The 14543-nt window shown below is 69.7% G+C and carries 14 protein-coding genes; 7 read left to right on the top strand and 7 right to left on the bottom strand.

Annotation, left to right across the window (positions count from 1 at the left end):
* The first annotated feature begins 21 nt into the window (after positions 1-21).
* A complete protein-coding gene (locus tag ABT367_RS11195) occupies positions 22-579 on the top strand; it encodes a DUF4245 domain-containing protein (RefSeq protein WP_434975444.1) in 558 nt (185 codons plus the stop codon).
* Positions 580-730: 151 nt separating this feature from the next.
* Complete coding sequence (locus ABT367_RS11190; RefSeq protein WP_352251876.1) at positions 731-1321, top strand: malonic semialdehyde reductase; 591 nt, start codon at positions 731-733, stop codon at positions 1319-1321.
* A gap of 119 nt (positions 1322-1440) precedes the next feature.
* On the opposite strand, the gene ABT367_RS11185 is transcribed toward ABT367_RS11190, so the two are convergent.
* Genes ABT367_RS11185 through ABT367_RS11175 form a run of 3 tightly spaced genes read right to left on the bottom strand, consistent with a single transcriptional unit; the run spans position 1441 to position 4358 of the window.
* Positions 1441-1677: an exodeoxyribonuclease VII small subunit gene (locus tag ABT367_RS11185; RefSeq protein WP_352251874.1), complete on the bottom strand. Its 237-nt coding sequence runs from the start codon at positions 1675-1677 to the stop codon at positions 1441-1443.
* Complete coding sequence (gene xseA / locus ABT367_RS11180) at positions 1674-2930, bottom strand: exodeoxyribonuclease VII large subunit (protein WP_352251872.1); 1257 nt, start codon at positions 2928-2930, stop codon at positions 1674-1676. Before xseA ends, ABT367_RS11185 begins: the two co-directional genes overlap by 4 nt.
* A 51-nt stretch (positions 2931-2981) precedes the next feature.
* Positions 2982-4358, bottom strand: coding sequence for an APC family permease (locus ABT367_RS11175; RefSeq protein ID WP_352251870.1), 1377 nt, complete (start codon positions 4356-4358; stop codon positions 2982-2984).
* 75 nt (positions 4359-4433) lie between these two features.
* Here ABT367_RS11175 and ABT367_RS11170 point away from each other — a divergent pair, with 75 nt between their 5' ends.
* A complete protein-coding gene (locus ABT367_RS11170; protein WP_352251868.1) occupies positions 4434-5417 on the top strand; it encodes a 4-hydroxy-3-methylbut-2-enyl diphosphate reductase in 984 nt (327 codons plus the stop codon).
* A gap of 139 nt (positions 5418-5556) precedes the next feature.
* Here the strand turns inward: ABT367_RS11170 and ABT367_RS11165 are convergent, their stop codons facing one another.
* Together ABT367_RS11165 and ppgK are read right to left on the bottom strand one after the other, a co-directional pair.
* Entirely contained in the window at positions 5557-6192 is a 636-nt protein-coding gene (locus ABT367_RS11165) for a DUF6542 domain-containing protein (protein ID WP_434975443.1), read from the bottom strand.
* 89 nt (positions 6193-6281) lie between these two features.
* Entirely contained in the window at positions 6282-7037 is a 756-nt protein-coding gene (ppgK, locus tag ABT367_RS11160; protein WP_352251866.1) for a polyphosphate--glucose phosphotransferase, read from the bottom strand.
* A gap of 247 nt (positions 7038-7284) precedes the next feature.
* Between ppgK and ychF the strand changes: the two genes are divergently transcribed.
* Positions 7285-8373, top strand: a complete 1089-nt coding sequence (ychF, locus tag ABT367_RS11155) for a redox-regulated ATPase YchF (protein WP_352251864.1) — start codon at positions 7285-7287, stop codon at positions 8371-8373.
* Between the two features lie 62 nt (positions 8374-8435).
* Here the strand turns inward: ychF and ABT367_RS11150 are convergent, their stop codons facing one another.
* Together ABT367_RS11150 and ABT367_RS11145 are read right to left on the bottom strand one after the other, a co-directional pair.
* Entirely contained in the window at positions 8436-8609 is a 174-nt protein-coding gene (locus ABT367_RS11150) for a hypothetical protein (RefSeq protein ID WP_352251862.1), read from the bottom strand.
* 30 nt (positions 8610-8639) lie between these two features.
* The gene (locus ABT367_RS11145) at positions 8640-9635 is read right to left on the bottom strand and encodes a PDR/VanB family oxidoreductase (protein WP_352251860.1); all 996 of its coding nucleotides are present in this window, start codon (positions 9633-9635) and stop codon (positions 8640-8642) included.
* Between the two features lie 234 nt (positions 9636-9869).
* On the opposite strand from ABT367_RS11145, the gene ABT367_RS11140 reads away from it, so the two are divergent.
* The 3 genes from ABT367_RS11140 to ABT367_RS11130 form a co-directional block, all read left to right on the top strand.
* Entirely contained in the window at positions 9870-11105 is a 1236-nt protein-coding gene (locus tag ABT367_RS11140; RefSeq protein WP_352251858.1) for a trans-sulfuration enzyme family protein, read from the top strand.
* 57 nt (positions 11106-11162) lie between these two features.
* Complete coding sequence (locus tag ABT367_RS11135; RefSeq protein ID WP_352251856.1) at positions 11163-12197, top strand: GDSL-type esterase/lipase family protein; 1035 nt, start codon at positions 11163-11165, stop codon at positions 12195-12197.
* Between the two features lie 334 nt (positions 12198-12531).
* A partial coding sequence (locus ABT367_RS11130) for an iron-containing redox enzyme family protein (protein WP_352251854.1) occupies positions 12532-14543 on the top strand: 2012 nt, incomplete at its 3' end.

Here is a 14543-nt window from a genome sequence, read left to right as displayed (position 1 = left end):
CAGACCCCCGCACCTGCGAATATGGGGGACGTGGCAGGCAGCAGCGCAGGCAAGACGAAAACGGTCCGGGACATGGTCCTGTCGATGGCGGTCATCGGAGCCGTCGTCGCGGTGATCTACATCTTCATCCCGCACGACGAATCGGCGACCCCGGTGAAGCCGGTGAACTCGGCGGAGCTGAAAGCCGCCCTCTCCACGGCGTCCCGCGCGGCGTCGTACCCGGTCCTCGCCCCGAAGGGCCTGGACAAGGACTGGAAGGCGACCTCGGTGCGCTACCGCGGCGCCGACGACGAGCACTGGCACCTCGGCTTCCACGGACCGGACGGCAAGTACGTCGCGGTCGAGCAGTCCACGGGCAAGCCGGGTCCGTTCATCGCGGACCAGAGCCAGGACGCCAAGGACACCGGGAAGACCGAGCGCATCGGCGGCAAGGACTGGAAGCGGTACGAGGGTGACGAGTACGACGCCCTCGTGCTCCAGGAGGGCGGGGCCACCACGGTCGTCACCGGCAGCGGGTCCATGGCGCGGCTGACCGAGGTGGCGGGCTCCCTGGAGCCCGCGCCCGCCGACAAGGCCTGAGTTTCCGCTCTCCGGCTGTGAAGCGGATCACTCCGCTCCAGTCTTGGTTGAAAGTTAAACGTCATGGGCTTATGGTCGTAGACGTCGGCCCGATCGATGATCGATCAAACCGGCGCCCCCACCCCCGTACCGCCCGAAAAGGTTGCCTCGCATGACCCTCGCACTCGACGCCGCCGCACAGGACCTCCTCTTCCGCGAGGCCCGTACCGCCAACACGTTCACCGACGAGCCGGTGACCGAGGAGCAGGTCCAGGCGATCTACGACCTGGTGAAGTACGGCCCGACCGCCTTCAACCAGTCGCCGCTGCGCATCACCCTGGTCCGCTCCGCCGAGGCCCGTGAGCGCCTGGTCCAGCACATGGCCGAGGGCAACCAGCCGAAGACCGCTTCCGCCCCGCTGGTCGCGATCCTGTCCGCGGACAACGAGTTCCACGAGGAGCTGCCGGCCCTGCTCCCGCACTTCCCGCAGGCCAAGGACATGTTCTTCAGCGAGCGTCCGGTCCGTGAGGGTGCCGCGCAGCTGAACGCCGCGCTGCAGGCCGCGTACTTCATCGTCGGCGTCCGCGCCGCGGGCCTGGCCGCAGGACCGATGACCGGGTTCGACTTCGCGGGCGTCCAGAAGGAGTTCCTGGACGACGACCACACCCCGCTGATGGTCGTCAACATCGGCAAGCCGGGCGAGGACGCGTGGTTCCCGCGCTCCCCGCGTCTGGCGTACGAGGACGTCATCACGACGGTCTGAGTCCCACCCCACTTCCGTATACGTGAAAGCCCCCGACCTGCCGTCGGGGGCTTTCGTGTGTGTTGGAGGGAGGGGCTAGGGGCTTGTGGGTGGGGGTGTCCCGGGGTTTCTGAGGGCTCCTATTCGTCGACCTCAGCGACCTCAGCGACCTCAGCCTGTTCGGAAGCGAGCGCCGCGTCCAGCCGCGCCCGTGCCCCGTCCAGCCACCGCCGGCACACCTTCGCCAGCTCCTCGCCGCGCTCCCACAGGGCGAGCGATTCCTCGAGTGTCGTGCCGCCCGCCTCCAAGCGGCGGACCACGTCGACGAGTTCGTCGCGGGCCTGCTCGTACCCCAGGGCCTCTTCCGTCACGCTCATGCCCCGTTCTCCTCATCGTTCGTCTCAGTGTCCATGTCGGATACGTCATCGGTCCGCGTGACCGTGAACTCCCCGTCGGCGACCCGCGCCCGCAGCGCCTCGCCCGCCGCGATCTCGCCCGCGGCCCGCACCACCGAGCCGTCACCGCGCTGCAGCACCGCGTATCCGCGCTGCAGGGTGGCCGCGGGGGAGAGGGCCACCACGCGGGCCCGGGTGTGGGTCAGCTCGGAGTCGGCCCGGTCGAGCAGGTGGCCCAGGGTGCGCCGGCTGCGCTCCACCAGGAGGTCGATCTGCTGCTCGCGCTCGTCGACCATCCGGTGCGGATGCTCCATCGAGGGCCGGGACATCGCGACGGCAAGACCGCGCTCCTCACGGTCGAGCAGATTGTCGACCGCCCGCCGCGCCCGCTCGCGCATCAGCTGCACCCGGTCGAGCTCCTCGCCGACATCGGGGACGACCTTCTTCGCCGCGTCCGTCGGGGTGGAGGCCCTGAGGTCGGCCACGAGGTCGAGCAGCGGCGAGTCCGGTTCGTGCCCGATCGCCGAGACCACCGGCGTACGGCAGGCCGAGACGGCCCGGATGAGCTGCTCGTCGGAGAACGGCAGCAGATCCTCCACGCTGCCGCCGCCGCGCGCCACGATGATCACGTCCACGGCGTCGAGCTCGTCGAGCTCCTTGACGGCCTGCACCACCTGCGGCACCGCGTGGACGCCCTGCACCGCCACGTTCCGTACCTCGAAACGGACCGCGGGCCAGCGGTGCCGCGCGTTCTCCAGGACATCACGCTCGGCCGCCGAGGCCCGGCCCGTGACCAGGCCGATCATCTGCGGCAGGAACGGCAGCCGCCGCTTGCGCTCGGGGGCGAAGAGCCCTTCCGAGGCCAGCGCCTTCTTCAACTGCTCCAGTCTGGCGAGCAGTTCACCCACGCCGACCGGCTTTATCTCGGTGGCCCGCAGCGAGAGCTGCCCCCTCGGCGCGTACCACTCGGGCTTCGCGAGCACCACGACCCGCGCGCCCTCGGAGACCACATCGGCCACCGCGTCGAAGACGCCGCGGAAGCAGGTGACGCTGACGGAGATGTCGTACGAGGGATCGCGCAGCGTCAGGAACACCACGCCGGCGCCGGGCCGCCGCGACAGCTGGGTGATCTGCCCCTCGACCCACACCGCGCCGAGCCGGTCGATCCACCCCCCGATGAGCCGCGAGACCTCGCCCACGGGCAGGGGCGCATCGGCGGATGTGTTGAGAGCCATGCGTAGGAGGGTAGTGGCGCGCGCCGACATCGAGCCCGGTCAACCCGTGGGTCAGGCCGCGGGCTCCTCGGTCCGCCGCCCGCGCTGAACCAGGAGCACCACAAGGCCGACCGCCAGCCAGCAGGCCCCCACGATCTGCGCCGCCCGCGAAGCCTCCACGATCACCGCGATCGCGATCACCGCGCCGAGCACCGGCACCAGCCAGTGCCGCCACCAGCTGACCTCGCCGCCCAGCTTGCGGACGCCGAACCAGGCGATCACCGAGGCGTGCAGCATCGTGAAGGCGACCAGGGCGCCGATGTCCACGACCGAGACCAGATGGTCCATCCCGTCGTCCCGCGACGCCGCCCACACCGCCGCGACCATCGTGATCACCGCGGCGATGGACAGCGCGATCCGCGGCACCCCGGAATCCGTACGGGAGAGAAGTTTCGGCAGCCGCCGGTCGCGGCCCATCGCGAACAGCAGCCGCCCCGCCGCGGCCTGCCCGGCCAGCGCCGCGAAGGCCGCGCCGATCGCCTTGCTGACGGCCACCAGATCGTGCAGCCAGGTGCCGACCGACACATCCACGGCGTCGTAGAAGGCGGACCCCTGCTTCTCCGGGCTCGCGGCGAGTTCCGCGGACGACATCGGTTCGAGCAGGGCGACCAGATACGTCTGCGCGATGAACAGGAAGCCCGCGAGCCCCAGACAGAAGAGCACGGCCCGCGCCACCTTCGCCGACCCGCCCGTGACCTCCTCGGCGAAGGACGCGATCGCGTCGAAGCCGAGATACGAGAGCACCGCGATCGACACGGCCCCGAGGACGGCCGAGAGCGCGAAGGTCCCGTCGCCCGTGAGCGGCGACAGCCAGTCCCGCTGGGCCCCGTCCCGTACGAGCACGACGACCGCCGAAACCATGAAGACGAGCAGCACCACGATCTCCATGGCGAGCACCAGGAAGCCGACCTTCGCGGCGGTCCGTACGCCGGTCAGATTGAGCGCGGTCGTGATGACGACGGCGAGCGCGGTCCACACCCACCGCGACACATCCGGCACCAGCGCGTTCATCGCGATCCCGCAGAACAGATACGCCACGGCCGGGATCAGCAGATAGTCCAGCATCGCCATCCACCCGGCGATGAACCCGGGCCCGCGCCCGAGCGCCGCCCGCGCGTACGCGAACACCGAACCCGCCTGCGGGACGACCCGCACCATCTGCGCATAGCTGTACGCGGTGAAGGCCATCGCGATCGTCGCCACGATGTAGACCAGCGCGACCGCGCCGTGCGACTTGGCGTCGAGGGCCCCGAAGACACCCACGGGGGCCATCGGGGCGATGAAGAGCAGGCCGTAGACGACAAGGTCCCGGAAGCCGAGCGTGCGGCGCAGCCCCTCGTGCTCCCCGGTGGGCATCGGGCTCGGCGTCTGACTGGGCTCTGCGGACATCCTGGGCCTCCTGGTCAACTCAAGCCCCAGTCTCCCCAAGGTGGGGATCTTTGACCTGTTGAGCACGGCCTTACGATGGGGTACATGACTGCAACGAGCCCCGCCCGACGTGTCCTGCTCGCCGCTCCCCGTGGCTATTGCGCGGGCGTGGACCGCGCCGTGATCGCTGTCGAGAAGGCCCTGGAGCAGTACGGGGCGCCGGTCTACGTACGCCACGAGATCGTGCACAACAAGTACGTGGTGCAGACCCTGGAGCGGAAGGGCGCCATCTTCGTCGAGCGGACGGAGGAGGTGCCGCCGGGCAACATCGTGATGTTCTCCGCGCACGGCGTCGCCCCGACCGTCCACGAGGAGGCCAAGGCCGGCCGCCTCGCCACGATCGACGCGACCTGCCCGCTGGTCACCAAGGTCCACAAGGAAGCCATCCGGTTCGCCGACGAGGACTACGACATCCTCCTGATCGGGCACGAGGGCCACGAGGAGGTCATCGGCACCTCCGGCGAGGCCCCGGACCACATCCAGCTGGTCGACGGCCCCAAGGACGTCGAGAAGGTCGAGGTCCGCGACCCGTCCAAGGTCGTCTGGCTCTCCCAGACCACGCTCTCCGTCGACGAGACGATGGAGACGGTCGACGCCCTGAAGACCAAGTTCCCCGGTCTGATCTCGCCCCCGTCGGACGACATCTGCTACGCGACGCAGAACCGCCAGCTCGCGGTCAAGCAGATGGGTGCCGAAGCGGACCTCGTGATCGTGGTCGGCTCGCGCAACTCGTCCAACTCCAAGCGCCTGGTCGAGGTCGCCCTGCAGGCCGGCGCGCAGGCCTCGTACCTGGTCGACTTCGCGAGCGAGATCGAGGAGGCCTGGCTGGAGGGCGTCTCCACGGTCGGCGTCACCTCGGGCGCCTCGGTCCCCGAGGTCCTGGTCGACGAGGTCCTGGAGTGGCTGGCCCAGCGCGGCTACGAGGACGTGGAGACGGTCAAGGCGGCCGAGGAGTCCATCGTCTTCTCACTGCCCAAGGAGCTGCGGCGGGATCTGCGGTCGGAGGCCGGCGAGCTGTAGGGAGTGCGGGCGTCGTCCGACGTCGAGGGTGGGCGGAGTCCGGCGCGCTCTTGGGAGTGTGGGCGGAGTCCGGCGCGCTCTTGGGAGTGTGGGCGGAGGCCGGCGCGCTCTCGGGAGTGTGGGCGGAGTCCCGCGAGCTCTAGGCGCGGCCTGTTTCGCGGGCCGGCCTTCTGTGCGGCGGGCGGTGTGCGGCGGCGCGCAGGGCCCGCCGCCGGTTCATGTCACGGATCTTGCGGACCGTCGAGATCAGGCCTGCGACGAGCGTGCCGCCGTAGAGCCAGCCCGCGTTGAGCGCGAGTGCCGTGATCAGCCCCATCAGCTGACCGCCGAACCCCCCGTCGCCGCCCGCGATCGGCAGCAGCCCCAGGGCGAAGGCGATCGGTACGGCGACGGGCGCGGTCACCAGGTCGGCCGGCCGCACCCAGAACGCGGCCAGCGCGCTGACCAGCAGGAAGAAGCAGCCGTACAGCGCGACCGACCCGTCGAAGAGCAGCCGGTCCACACAGGCGACGAAGAGCAGCACCACCGTGGCCCCCAGCCCGGCCCCGAGCCCGGTCAGGCGCGGGTTCGGCATGGCGCGAACGGCGAGATAGCCGCGGCGCACCGCCTGGACTCCGCCGCGCACCGCGCGGGCGGCGGGCGGTCCGGCCGGCACCGGCCGCGGAGCGCTGCCGCGCCGCGGTCCCGGCATGGCCTCGGGGGCCTGTGCCTGGGGCGGCAGAGGGGCGGGGCGGGGCTGTGTGTCACGGGCGGGCCGAGTGCTGTGTTGCTCCACCGACCCAACGTAGGCAGGCCTTCGCGGCATTACGGGCGTGGGACACGCGCTTTTGGCGCGGCTTGGCGTTGCGTTCGGATGACCCGGTCCTAGGCGTGGTCCTCGTGCGCCGCCATGGCGGCGCCCACGATCCCCGCGTTGTTCAGCAGCTCGGCCGGCGCCAGCTCCGCCTTGATCCCCTCGATCAACGGCAGGAACTTCGCGGACTTGCGGCTCACACCGCCGCCGATGATGAACAGCTCCGGCGAGAACAGCATCTCCAGGTGCGCCAGATACTTCTGCACACGGCGGGCCCAGTGCTCCCAGGTCAGCTGCTCGTCGTCGCGGGCCTTCGTGGACGCCCGCTTCTCGGCGTCGTGCCCGTGCAGCTCGAGGTGGCCCAGCTCCGTATTGGGCACGAGGCGCCCGTCGACGAAGAGCGCGCTGCCGATCCCCGTGCCGAACGTAAGCAGCATCACCGTCCCGCCGCGCCCCTTGCCGGCGCCGACCCGCATCTCGGCCAGACCGGCCGCGTCCGCGTCATTGAGCACGGTCACCGGCAGACCGCCGATGGCCCCGCTCAGCAGCTCGCGGGCGTCGACGTCGACCCAGGCCTTGTCCACATTGGCGGCCGTACGAATCGTCGAGCCACCCGTGACGACCCCGGGGAACGTCACACCGACCGGCCCCGACCAGCCGAAATGCTCGACGACCTCTCTTACGCATCCGGCCACGGCCTCAGGCGTCGCCGGATGCGGTGTCAGCACCTTGTGCCGGGGCTGCGACAGGTCCCCGCGCGCCAGATCGACCGGGGCGCCCTTGATCCCGGACCCGCCAATGTCCACACCGAAGATCTCTGTCTCCATTCCTCCACGTTACGTCGGACCACGGACGGTCACGTCCGGAGCGCCGAGAACTCCCGTCACAACGCCGAGCACGCCCGCCCCGGTGCCTGGACCGTCCGTTCCGCAGCCTCCCGGACCGCCCGCCTTGACAGCCGGGGCCGCACCCACCCCGCGGCGGCCCTAAACTGGTGTGTCGGCCCGCCCGCGAGGGCTGCCTGTGTAGCTCTCACTCATCACCCATTACGTACGTACGGGAAGTCGGTCAAACGTGTCGCTCACGATCGGAATCGTCGGTCTGCCCAACGTCGGCAAGTCGACCCTGTTCAACGCCCTGACCAAGAACGACGTCCTCGCGGCCAACTACCCGTTCGCCACGATCGAGCCCAACGTCGGTGTGGTCGGTGTGCCCGACGAGCGGCTCACCAAGCTCGCCGAGATCTTCGGTTCGCAGAAGATCCTCCCGGCGACGGTCGACTTCGTGGACATCGCGGGCATCGTGCGCGGCGCCTCCGAGGGCGAGGGCCTGGGCAACAAGTTCCTCGCGAACATCCGTGAGTCCGACGCGATCTGCCAGGTCATCCGCGCCTTCAAGGACGAGAACGTCGTGCACGTCGACGGCAAGGTCTCGCCCAAGGACGACATCGAGACGATCAACACCGAGCTGATCCTCGCCGACCTCCAGACCATCGAGAAGGTCCTGCCGCGCCTCCAGAAGGAGTCGCGCATCAAGAAGGACATCGGCCCGAAGGTCGCCGCGGTCGAGGCCGCCAAGGAGATCCTGGAGAAGGGCGACACCCTCTTCTCCGCGGGCATCGTCCAGGGCTCCGGCAACGAGGAGCTCCTGCACGACCTGCACCTGCTGACGACCAAGCCCTTCCTCTACGTCTTCAACGTCGACGAGGACGAGCTCACGGACGACGCCTTCAAGGCGGAGCAGAGCGCCCTGGTCGCTCCGGCGGAGGCCATCTTCCTGAACGCGAAGCTCGAGCAGGACCTCGCCGAACTCGACGCCGAGGACGCCCTGGAGCTCCTCCAGTCCGTCGGCGCCGAGGAGCCCGGCCTCGCCACCCTCGCCCGCGTCGGCTTCAACACCCTCGGGCTGCAGACCTACTTGACGGCCGGCCCGAAGGAATCCCGCGCCTGGACCATCAAGAAGGGCGCCACGGCCCCCGAGGCGGCCGGCGTCATCCACACGGACTTCCAGAAGGGCTTCATCAAGGCCGAGGTCATCTCCTTCGACGACCTGGTCGAAACGGGTTCGGTGGCCGAGGCCCGCGCGAAGGGCAAGGCGCGCATGGAGGGCAAGGAGTATGTGATGCAGGACGGGGATGTGGTGGAGTTCCGCTTCAACGTCTGACGGCATTCCATAGGTGAAACGGCCGCGTCCCGGGGTGGGGGACGCGGCCGTTTCAACGTACGTCAGCCCTTTGGCAGCTCGCCGAGGGCAGGCAGGGAAGTGGGGCGGATTCCGATGTCCGTGGCGGCGCGGAGGTACTCGCGCAGCAGAGCGGAGCCGGCCTCCACGAGTTCATCGTCGAGCAAAGTGAGGGGCTGCCGTGGGTGGTCTGAGGCCTGCTCGTTGGACATGGTCATGTATCTGGTCCTCCCTGTTCATCGCCCCGCCTACAGGTCCAGCGTCAGCCGAGGTGTCGCCGAGCGGCTCACGCAGATCATCATCGTGTTGCCAGCCTGCCTCTCGGCCTCACTGAGCAGCAGGTCGCGGTGGTCCGCAGTCCCCTCGAGCACCTTCGTCTCGCATGTGCCGCACATGCCCTCCCCGCAGGAGTACGGCACCTCCGGTACCACCTCGCGCACCACATCCAGGAGGCTCCGCCCGGCGGGAACGCGCAGAGTGACACCAGAGCGACGGAGCTCCACCTCGAACTCCTCGCTGCTCGCGCCGGTCACCGTCGTGTCCGTCTTGGTGGGTGCTCCGAACGTCTCGGTGTGCAGAGCACCCGGTGGCAGTCTGCGCATTGCGCAGGCCCGCACCTCTTGCAGGAGTCCCTCCGGACCGCAGCAGTAGACCGCTGTCGTGGCGGTCGTTGCGGCAAGGAGGCGACTCGGATCGGGCAGGCCGTTGATGTCCTGTGGCCACAGGGTCACCTCCCCTCCGGGCAGGGCGGCGAGCTCGTCCCGGAAGGCCATGCTTCGCAGTGACCGTCCCCCGTAGAGCAGCGACCAGCGGGGAGACCCGGGGGTATGGGAGAGCCGGCGGAGCATGGGCAGGAGCGGAGTGATGCCGATGCCGCCCGCGATGAACCGGTAGTCAGCGGCCGGGACGAGGGGGAAATGGTTACGGGGGCCGCGCACGTCCAGCTGCTGCCCGACTGTCCCCACCCTGTGCACCTCCGCCGAGCCGCCGCGGCTGTCCGGGGTCAGCAGTACCGCGATGCGGTAGGTGTGGCGGTCCTGCAGGCTGCCGCACAGCGAGTATGAGCGGATCAGCCCCGACGGCAGGATGACATCCACGTGGGCCCCCGGCTCCCAGGCGGGAAGCGGAGCGCGGTGGGGATCCGCCAGGGTGAGCGAGAGGACGCCCTCGGCCTCGTACTGCGTGTGGACGACGACGAGCGGCCGTACCTGTGCTGCGTCGTTCGGCGACGGTTCGTTGTTCATCGGCCGCTGGCCCTCCTTGCTTGTGCGCGACGGTCGGCCATCCTGCACCGGCAGGCTCAGTGGTGTCCCGGTCTGCGCGCGGCATGGATGTGCATCGGCACGGACGTGCCAAGGCCGCGGGAAAAGACGCCGCCGCGGAGACGGCAGAGCCTTGTGGCACACGTGTGCCGGGCCGGTTCATGGCAGCCGAGAACTGGTGACAACGGGATCCGCGGTGGATGAATCTGAGCCCCGTTGCCCTACATCGTGCCGCTCGGCTGTCTTCGTCGGCGGAGTACCAGCGAGAGGAAAATCGTGCCGAACCAGCTGCACCCGGAGACCCGTGCGATCCATGTAGGGATCCCGGATCTGGGCGGAGCGCGACCGCTGAACACTCCGCTCTACCAGACTGCCAACTTCGGTTATGACGACCCGGAGGAGCTGGCGGAGGCCATCAACAGCCCTGAGTCGTTCGCCTACCTTCGCAACACCAACCCCACGGTGCGCGCGCTGGAGAACGCGATCTCTTCGCTGGAAGGCGCAGCGGCCAGCCTCGCCGCCGCGAGCGGTATGGGCGCCATTCACACCCTGCTGCATACGCTGGTCGGCAGCGGCGACCATGTCATTGTCCAAAAGCATCTCTACGGCGGAACATTCGCGCTTCTGAAGGACCTTGCGGCACGCTACGGGGTGGGGGTCACTTACGTCGAAGGGCGGGATCCCGCTGAAGTGACCGCCGCTTTGCGGCCCTCCACGAAGGTTCTCTATCTGGAGACCCTCTCCAACCCCACGGCCCAAGTCACCGACTTGCCGGCCTTCTTCGCAGCCGGCAAGGCCGCCGGGCTGACCTGCGTCGTCGACAACACCTTCGCTTCCCCCCTCGGCTGCCGTCCCTTGTCGATGGGCGCCGACGTGGTGATCCACTCCTCCACGAAGTACCTGTCCGGCCACTGCGACGTCCTCGGTGGCATCGCGTCTTTCGCGGATGCAGGGCTGCACCGGGACGTCTGGTCGCGCTCGCTGGAGACCGGCACGGTCGCCGATCCGTTCGCCGCCTGGCTGACGCTGCGCGGTCTCGCCACGCTGGGCCTGCGGATGCGGCGCCACCACGAGAACGCCGACGGTCTCGCGCACTTCCTGTCGCAGCACCCCGCCGTGGAGGGGGTGCACTGGCCCGGACTGCCGGACCACCCCGGCCACGAACTGGCTCAGCGTCTGCTGCCCAACGGCTACGGCGGCGTCTTCGCCATCGATGTCGCCGGGGGCCGCAAGGAGACCCTCGAGTTCACCCGCCGCCTGCGGCTCGTGGACCGCGCGGTCTCGCTCGGCGGTTTCAAGACCCTCGTGCAGCAACCGTCGGCGACGTCGCATCGCTCCATGGACGGCGAAGGGCTGCGGGCCATCGGCATCACCGAGGGGACAGTACGTATCGCCGTGGGCCTCGAACACCTGGAGGACCTGAAGGCGGACTTCGCGCAGGCGCTCGCCTGATCCCTTCCGCCCGGCCTCGACCTTTCAACTCGCCTAGTTTTCCCCGGAGTTGTCACCATGTCCCATCGCGCCAGCCTCACCCCGCAGATGCAGCAGTACGCCGAGAAGTTCGACGACCGCGGAGACATCCGCTGGATGCCGTATCTGATGTACTTCCACGCGGCCGGCCACCGCTCCGACGTCGTCAACACGGACCGGCTCGGCTTCCGGCTCTCCGAGGGCCCCGGCGGCCAGAAGGCCTCGGTCGGCGGGCCACTGCCCGACGGCCCTGTGCGCCTGCTCGCCGGCAGCTCCACGGCGTTCGGCATCGGTGCGAGCACCGACGGCGACACTCTGTCCTCGTACCTGTGGAAGAGGCACGCACCCTCGCTGCCCTGGCTGAACTTCGGTGGCCGCAGCCACAATTCGACCCAGGAGCTGCTGCTCTTCACCTTGTACCGGCATCTGCTGCCGCAGGTGGACGAGATCGTTCTGTTCTCCGGCTTCAACAACCTTGGCCTGAGCCGTCTGCCGGCCTCCGTGCGCGGCGACAGCGGCGCGTTCTTCAACTGCAACGATTTCTACGGGCAGATGGAGGAGCTGCGCGCCCGAAACCGCAAGGCGTCTGTGGGCCGCGGCCTGTTCGGCGGCCGCCGCAAGGGGGCGGCCGGGCCCGCGGTGGAGGACACCCGGGTGCCCGAGCTTGCCGAGCAGATCGGCCTGGCCACCGACCTGACCCTGCGGCACCTGGATTCCTGGAAGCTGCTGGCCGAGGGCATGGGGGCGAAGCTGAGTTTCGTGCTGCAGCCGCTGGCCACTTGGGTCCGCGAAGAGCCGGCCCCGCAGGAGAAGCTGATCTTCGCCGAACTCGACGGGATATCGAACTTCGGTGAGGTCTACGGCGACATCTCCTCCATGTCGGCCCGTGAGACGTACTCCAAGGAACTCCAGGCCGGCTGCGAGCGGCTGGGTGTGCGCTACCTGGACATCAACCCGGTCATCGCCGACGTGATCGGAAACGACGACTGGCTGTTCGTCGACCGAATCCACTTCACCGACGAGGGCCACGACCTCGTCGCGGGGCTGCTCGCCAAGGAGCTCGAGCTCTCCTGACCCCGTCCGCCCGTCCCCGTATTTGCCGTCAACTCCCCGAAAGGCACAGTCCGATGACCGCTCTGCGCAACTTCTTCTACAAGCTGCTCGGCCGCAAGCCGAAGCCGAAGAACGACGCCTCCATCTACCCGATGTTCTGAGCCGCCCCCTCCCGTCAGCCAGACCACTCCCCACCGCTGTCAGTCCGGTCAGTCGCCGCCCCGACCAGTGCCCGTCCCGCCGGTGAACCAGAAAGAGGCTTGAAGTGTCAGCGCCCACTGTCGCTGCAGCACTGTCCCGCGCCCCTGGCGCGCAGTCCCCTGCCGTCGAAGCATCACGGACCGTCTACGGAAGGGTGGTCGACCCGGAAGCGGCTCTGCCCGCGGGCCGTCTCCTGACCGAGATACGGGCCGAGCTCGAAGGCACCCTGGACGCCGACGGAAGCCTTGGCGAGCTGCGGCAGCGGGCCGCCGACTGGTCGGCCGCGGAGTCCCTGCAGTACCAGGAGCTGCTCGCACCGCTCACCGTCCAGACCCGTGAGGTCCTGGGGCGCCGCGCCGCGCTGGCCTGCGCGCCGCTGTCCCTGATGTCCGGCGCCTGGCTCCAGTGGCTGAGCTCACCGGGCAACGGGGACGACCCGGCGGTCCTGGCCGTCCTTGCCCTGTACGCCTCCGACCTGGGCGTCGGTGCCCCGCGCGCCTCGCGCGGGGACGCCTATCTGGCTGTCCTGCGACAGCTCGACGTCTCCGAGAACGCGGTGCCCGCCCGCCGTCTCACAGCGGACCAGCGCATCGACGACGGTCACTTCCGGGTGCCGGCCTTGCTGCTCGCCATGAGCCGCAGGCCCGACGACTTCCTGCCGGAGATCCTCGGCGCCGACCTGTGTCTGCGCTCCGTGGGCCTGCTGCCCGCGCTGACGCTCGTACGGGCCCAGCGGCCGACCGGCACGCGCTGGGACGTCCTCGATCCCGCGACCCGGCGGGGCGAGGGCCGCACCGGCATCGAGCTCGCCGAGCGCGCGGTGGCGGCCGTCGTCGCCCGCGACGGCGACGCGGCCCGCACCCGGGCCGCCATCGGCTTCCGCTGGGCGCTCGCCGCTCTGCGGGAGTGGAGCGGTCGGCTTTTCACGGAGCTCAGCGAGGCCCGCGACCCGGTCTTCGAGATGGCCGAGCTGATGCGGCTGCGGGCACGCGAAGGCTCGGTCTACCACCACGACTACGCCCTGGAGGGGCGGCAGTTGGCCGACTGGCTCAAGGAGTGCCAGACCGATCCGCGGTCGATGCTCGCCGCCCTGTCCCGCAGTCGTCTGGTCCGCCCGGGCGCGCCCGAGCAGAGCATGCTGGTAACCGGCCTCGTCGGGGAGAAGGGCCGGATGTTCCGGGTCTTCTCGCCCGACGACCTCGGTGTCGTACGCCGCTGGATCGGCTCGCTGTCCGGCCCTGCAGAAGGCACCCCGGAGGCCGGCGGTGCGCTCGCCCCCGCCCGTCCGCTCGCCCTCGGCGCCTGGCGGGCGGAGACCGACGGCACGCCGCCGGCCGATGTCCGTGAGGCCTACCACCTGCTGCTGGGCCGCACGGACACCCCGGCGGTACGTGCCTACGCACGCGAGTACGTGCACGGCTGGCTCGGCCGTTCGCGGCACGGCATCGACGACTCGTCCATGCCGCTGCCCGAGCGGTGGACCCCGCAGGGCCTGCGGCCCTGGCTGGTCGACATGCATGACAGGCACAGCGAGGCCTTCGAGCAGGGCGCGACGCAGGAGCTGCCCAGCCTCGAGGAACTCATCGACTCCACCGTCCAGTTGGCGCCGCTCACTCTGATCGACGGCGCCTGGATCAAGGGCTTCACCGACTACGAGCACGCCTCGTCGGAGATCGGCCATTCGCTCTTCGATACGTACTGGGACGAACTCGGCAACGGCGAGGCGGACCTCAACCATCCGCTGATCTACCGCGAGGTCCTGCTCGAGATGGGCCACGACCTGCCGCCGACCGCCTCCCGCGAGTTCGCGTCGTTCGAGGGCTTCCGCGACGGGTCCTTCGAACTGCCCGTCTACTGGCTGAGCATCGGCCGCTTCCCGCAGACCTTCATGCCCGAAGTGCTCGGCCTGAACCTGGCGATGGAACTCTCCGGCGTCGGCGGCACCTACCGCCGCGCCCGGCTCGCGCTCAAGAAGTACGGGTTCAGCACCCGCTTCGTCGACATCCACAACACCGTGGACAACGTCGCCACCGGCCACTCGGCCTGGGCCGCGGACGCCATTGACACCTATCTCGCCTCGATCACCGCGTCCCAGGGCGCCGCCGCGCTCGACACCGCATGGCAGCGCGTCCGCACCGGCTATCGCTCGCTCAACCCGCCGTCCGG

The sequence above is a fragment of the Streptomyces mesophilus genome (genome assembly GCF_040300965.1).
Classification (GTDB): domain Bacteria; phylum Actinomycetota; class Actinomycetes; order Streptomycetales; family Streptomycetaceae; genus Streptomyces; species Streptomyces mesophilus_A.
Note: the sequence above shows the minus strand (reverse complement) of the source record. Positions and strands in the feature narration are given on the sequence as shown.

Coding starts and splice junctions, on each gene's coding strand:
- ABT367_RS11195 (WP_434975444.1), top strand. CDS start 22: ATGGGGGACGTGGCAGGCAGCAGCGCAGGCAAGACGAAAACGGTCCGG.
- ABT367_RS11190 (WP_352251876.1), top strand. CDS start 731: ATGACCCTCGCACTCGACGCCGCCGCACAGGACCTCCTCTTCCGCGAG.
- ABT367_RS11185 (WP_352251874.1), bottom strand. CDS start 1,677: ATGAGCGTGACGGAAGAGGCCCTGGGGTACGAGCAGGCCCGCGACGAA.
- xseA (WP_352251872.1), bottom strand. CDS start 2,930: ATGGCTCTCAACACATCCGCCGATGCGCCCCTGCCCGTGGGCGAGGTC.
- ABT367_RS11175 (WP_352251870.1), bottom strand. CDS start 4,358: ATGTCCGCAGAGCCCAGTCAGACGCCGAGCCCGATGCCCACCGGGGAG.
- ABT367_RS11170 (WP_352251868.1), top strand. CDS start 4,434: ATGGGGTACATGACTGCAACGAGCCCCGCCCGACGTGTCCTGCTCGCC.
- ppgK (WP_352251866.1), bottom strand. CDS start 7,037: ATGGAGACAGAGATCTTCGGTGTGGACATTGGCGGGTCCGGGATCAAG.
- ABT367_RS11150 (WP_352251862.1), bottom strand. CDS start 8,609: ATGACCATGTCCAACGAGCAGGCCTCAGACCACCCACGGCAGCCCCTC.
- ABT367_RS11145 (WP_352251860.1), bottom strand. CDS start 9,635: ATGAACAACGAACCGTCGCCGAACGACGCAGCACAGGTACGGCCGCTC.
- ABT367_RS11135 (WP_352251856.1), top strand. CDS start 11,163: ATGTCCCATCGCGCCAGCCTCACCCCGCAGATGCAGCAGTACGCCGAG.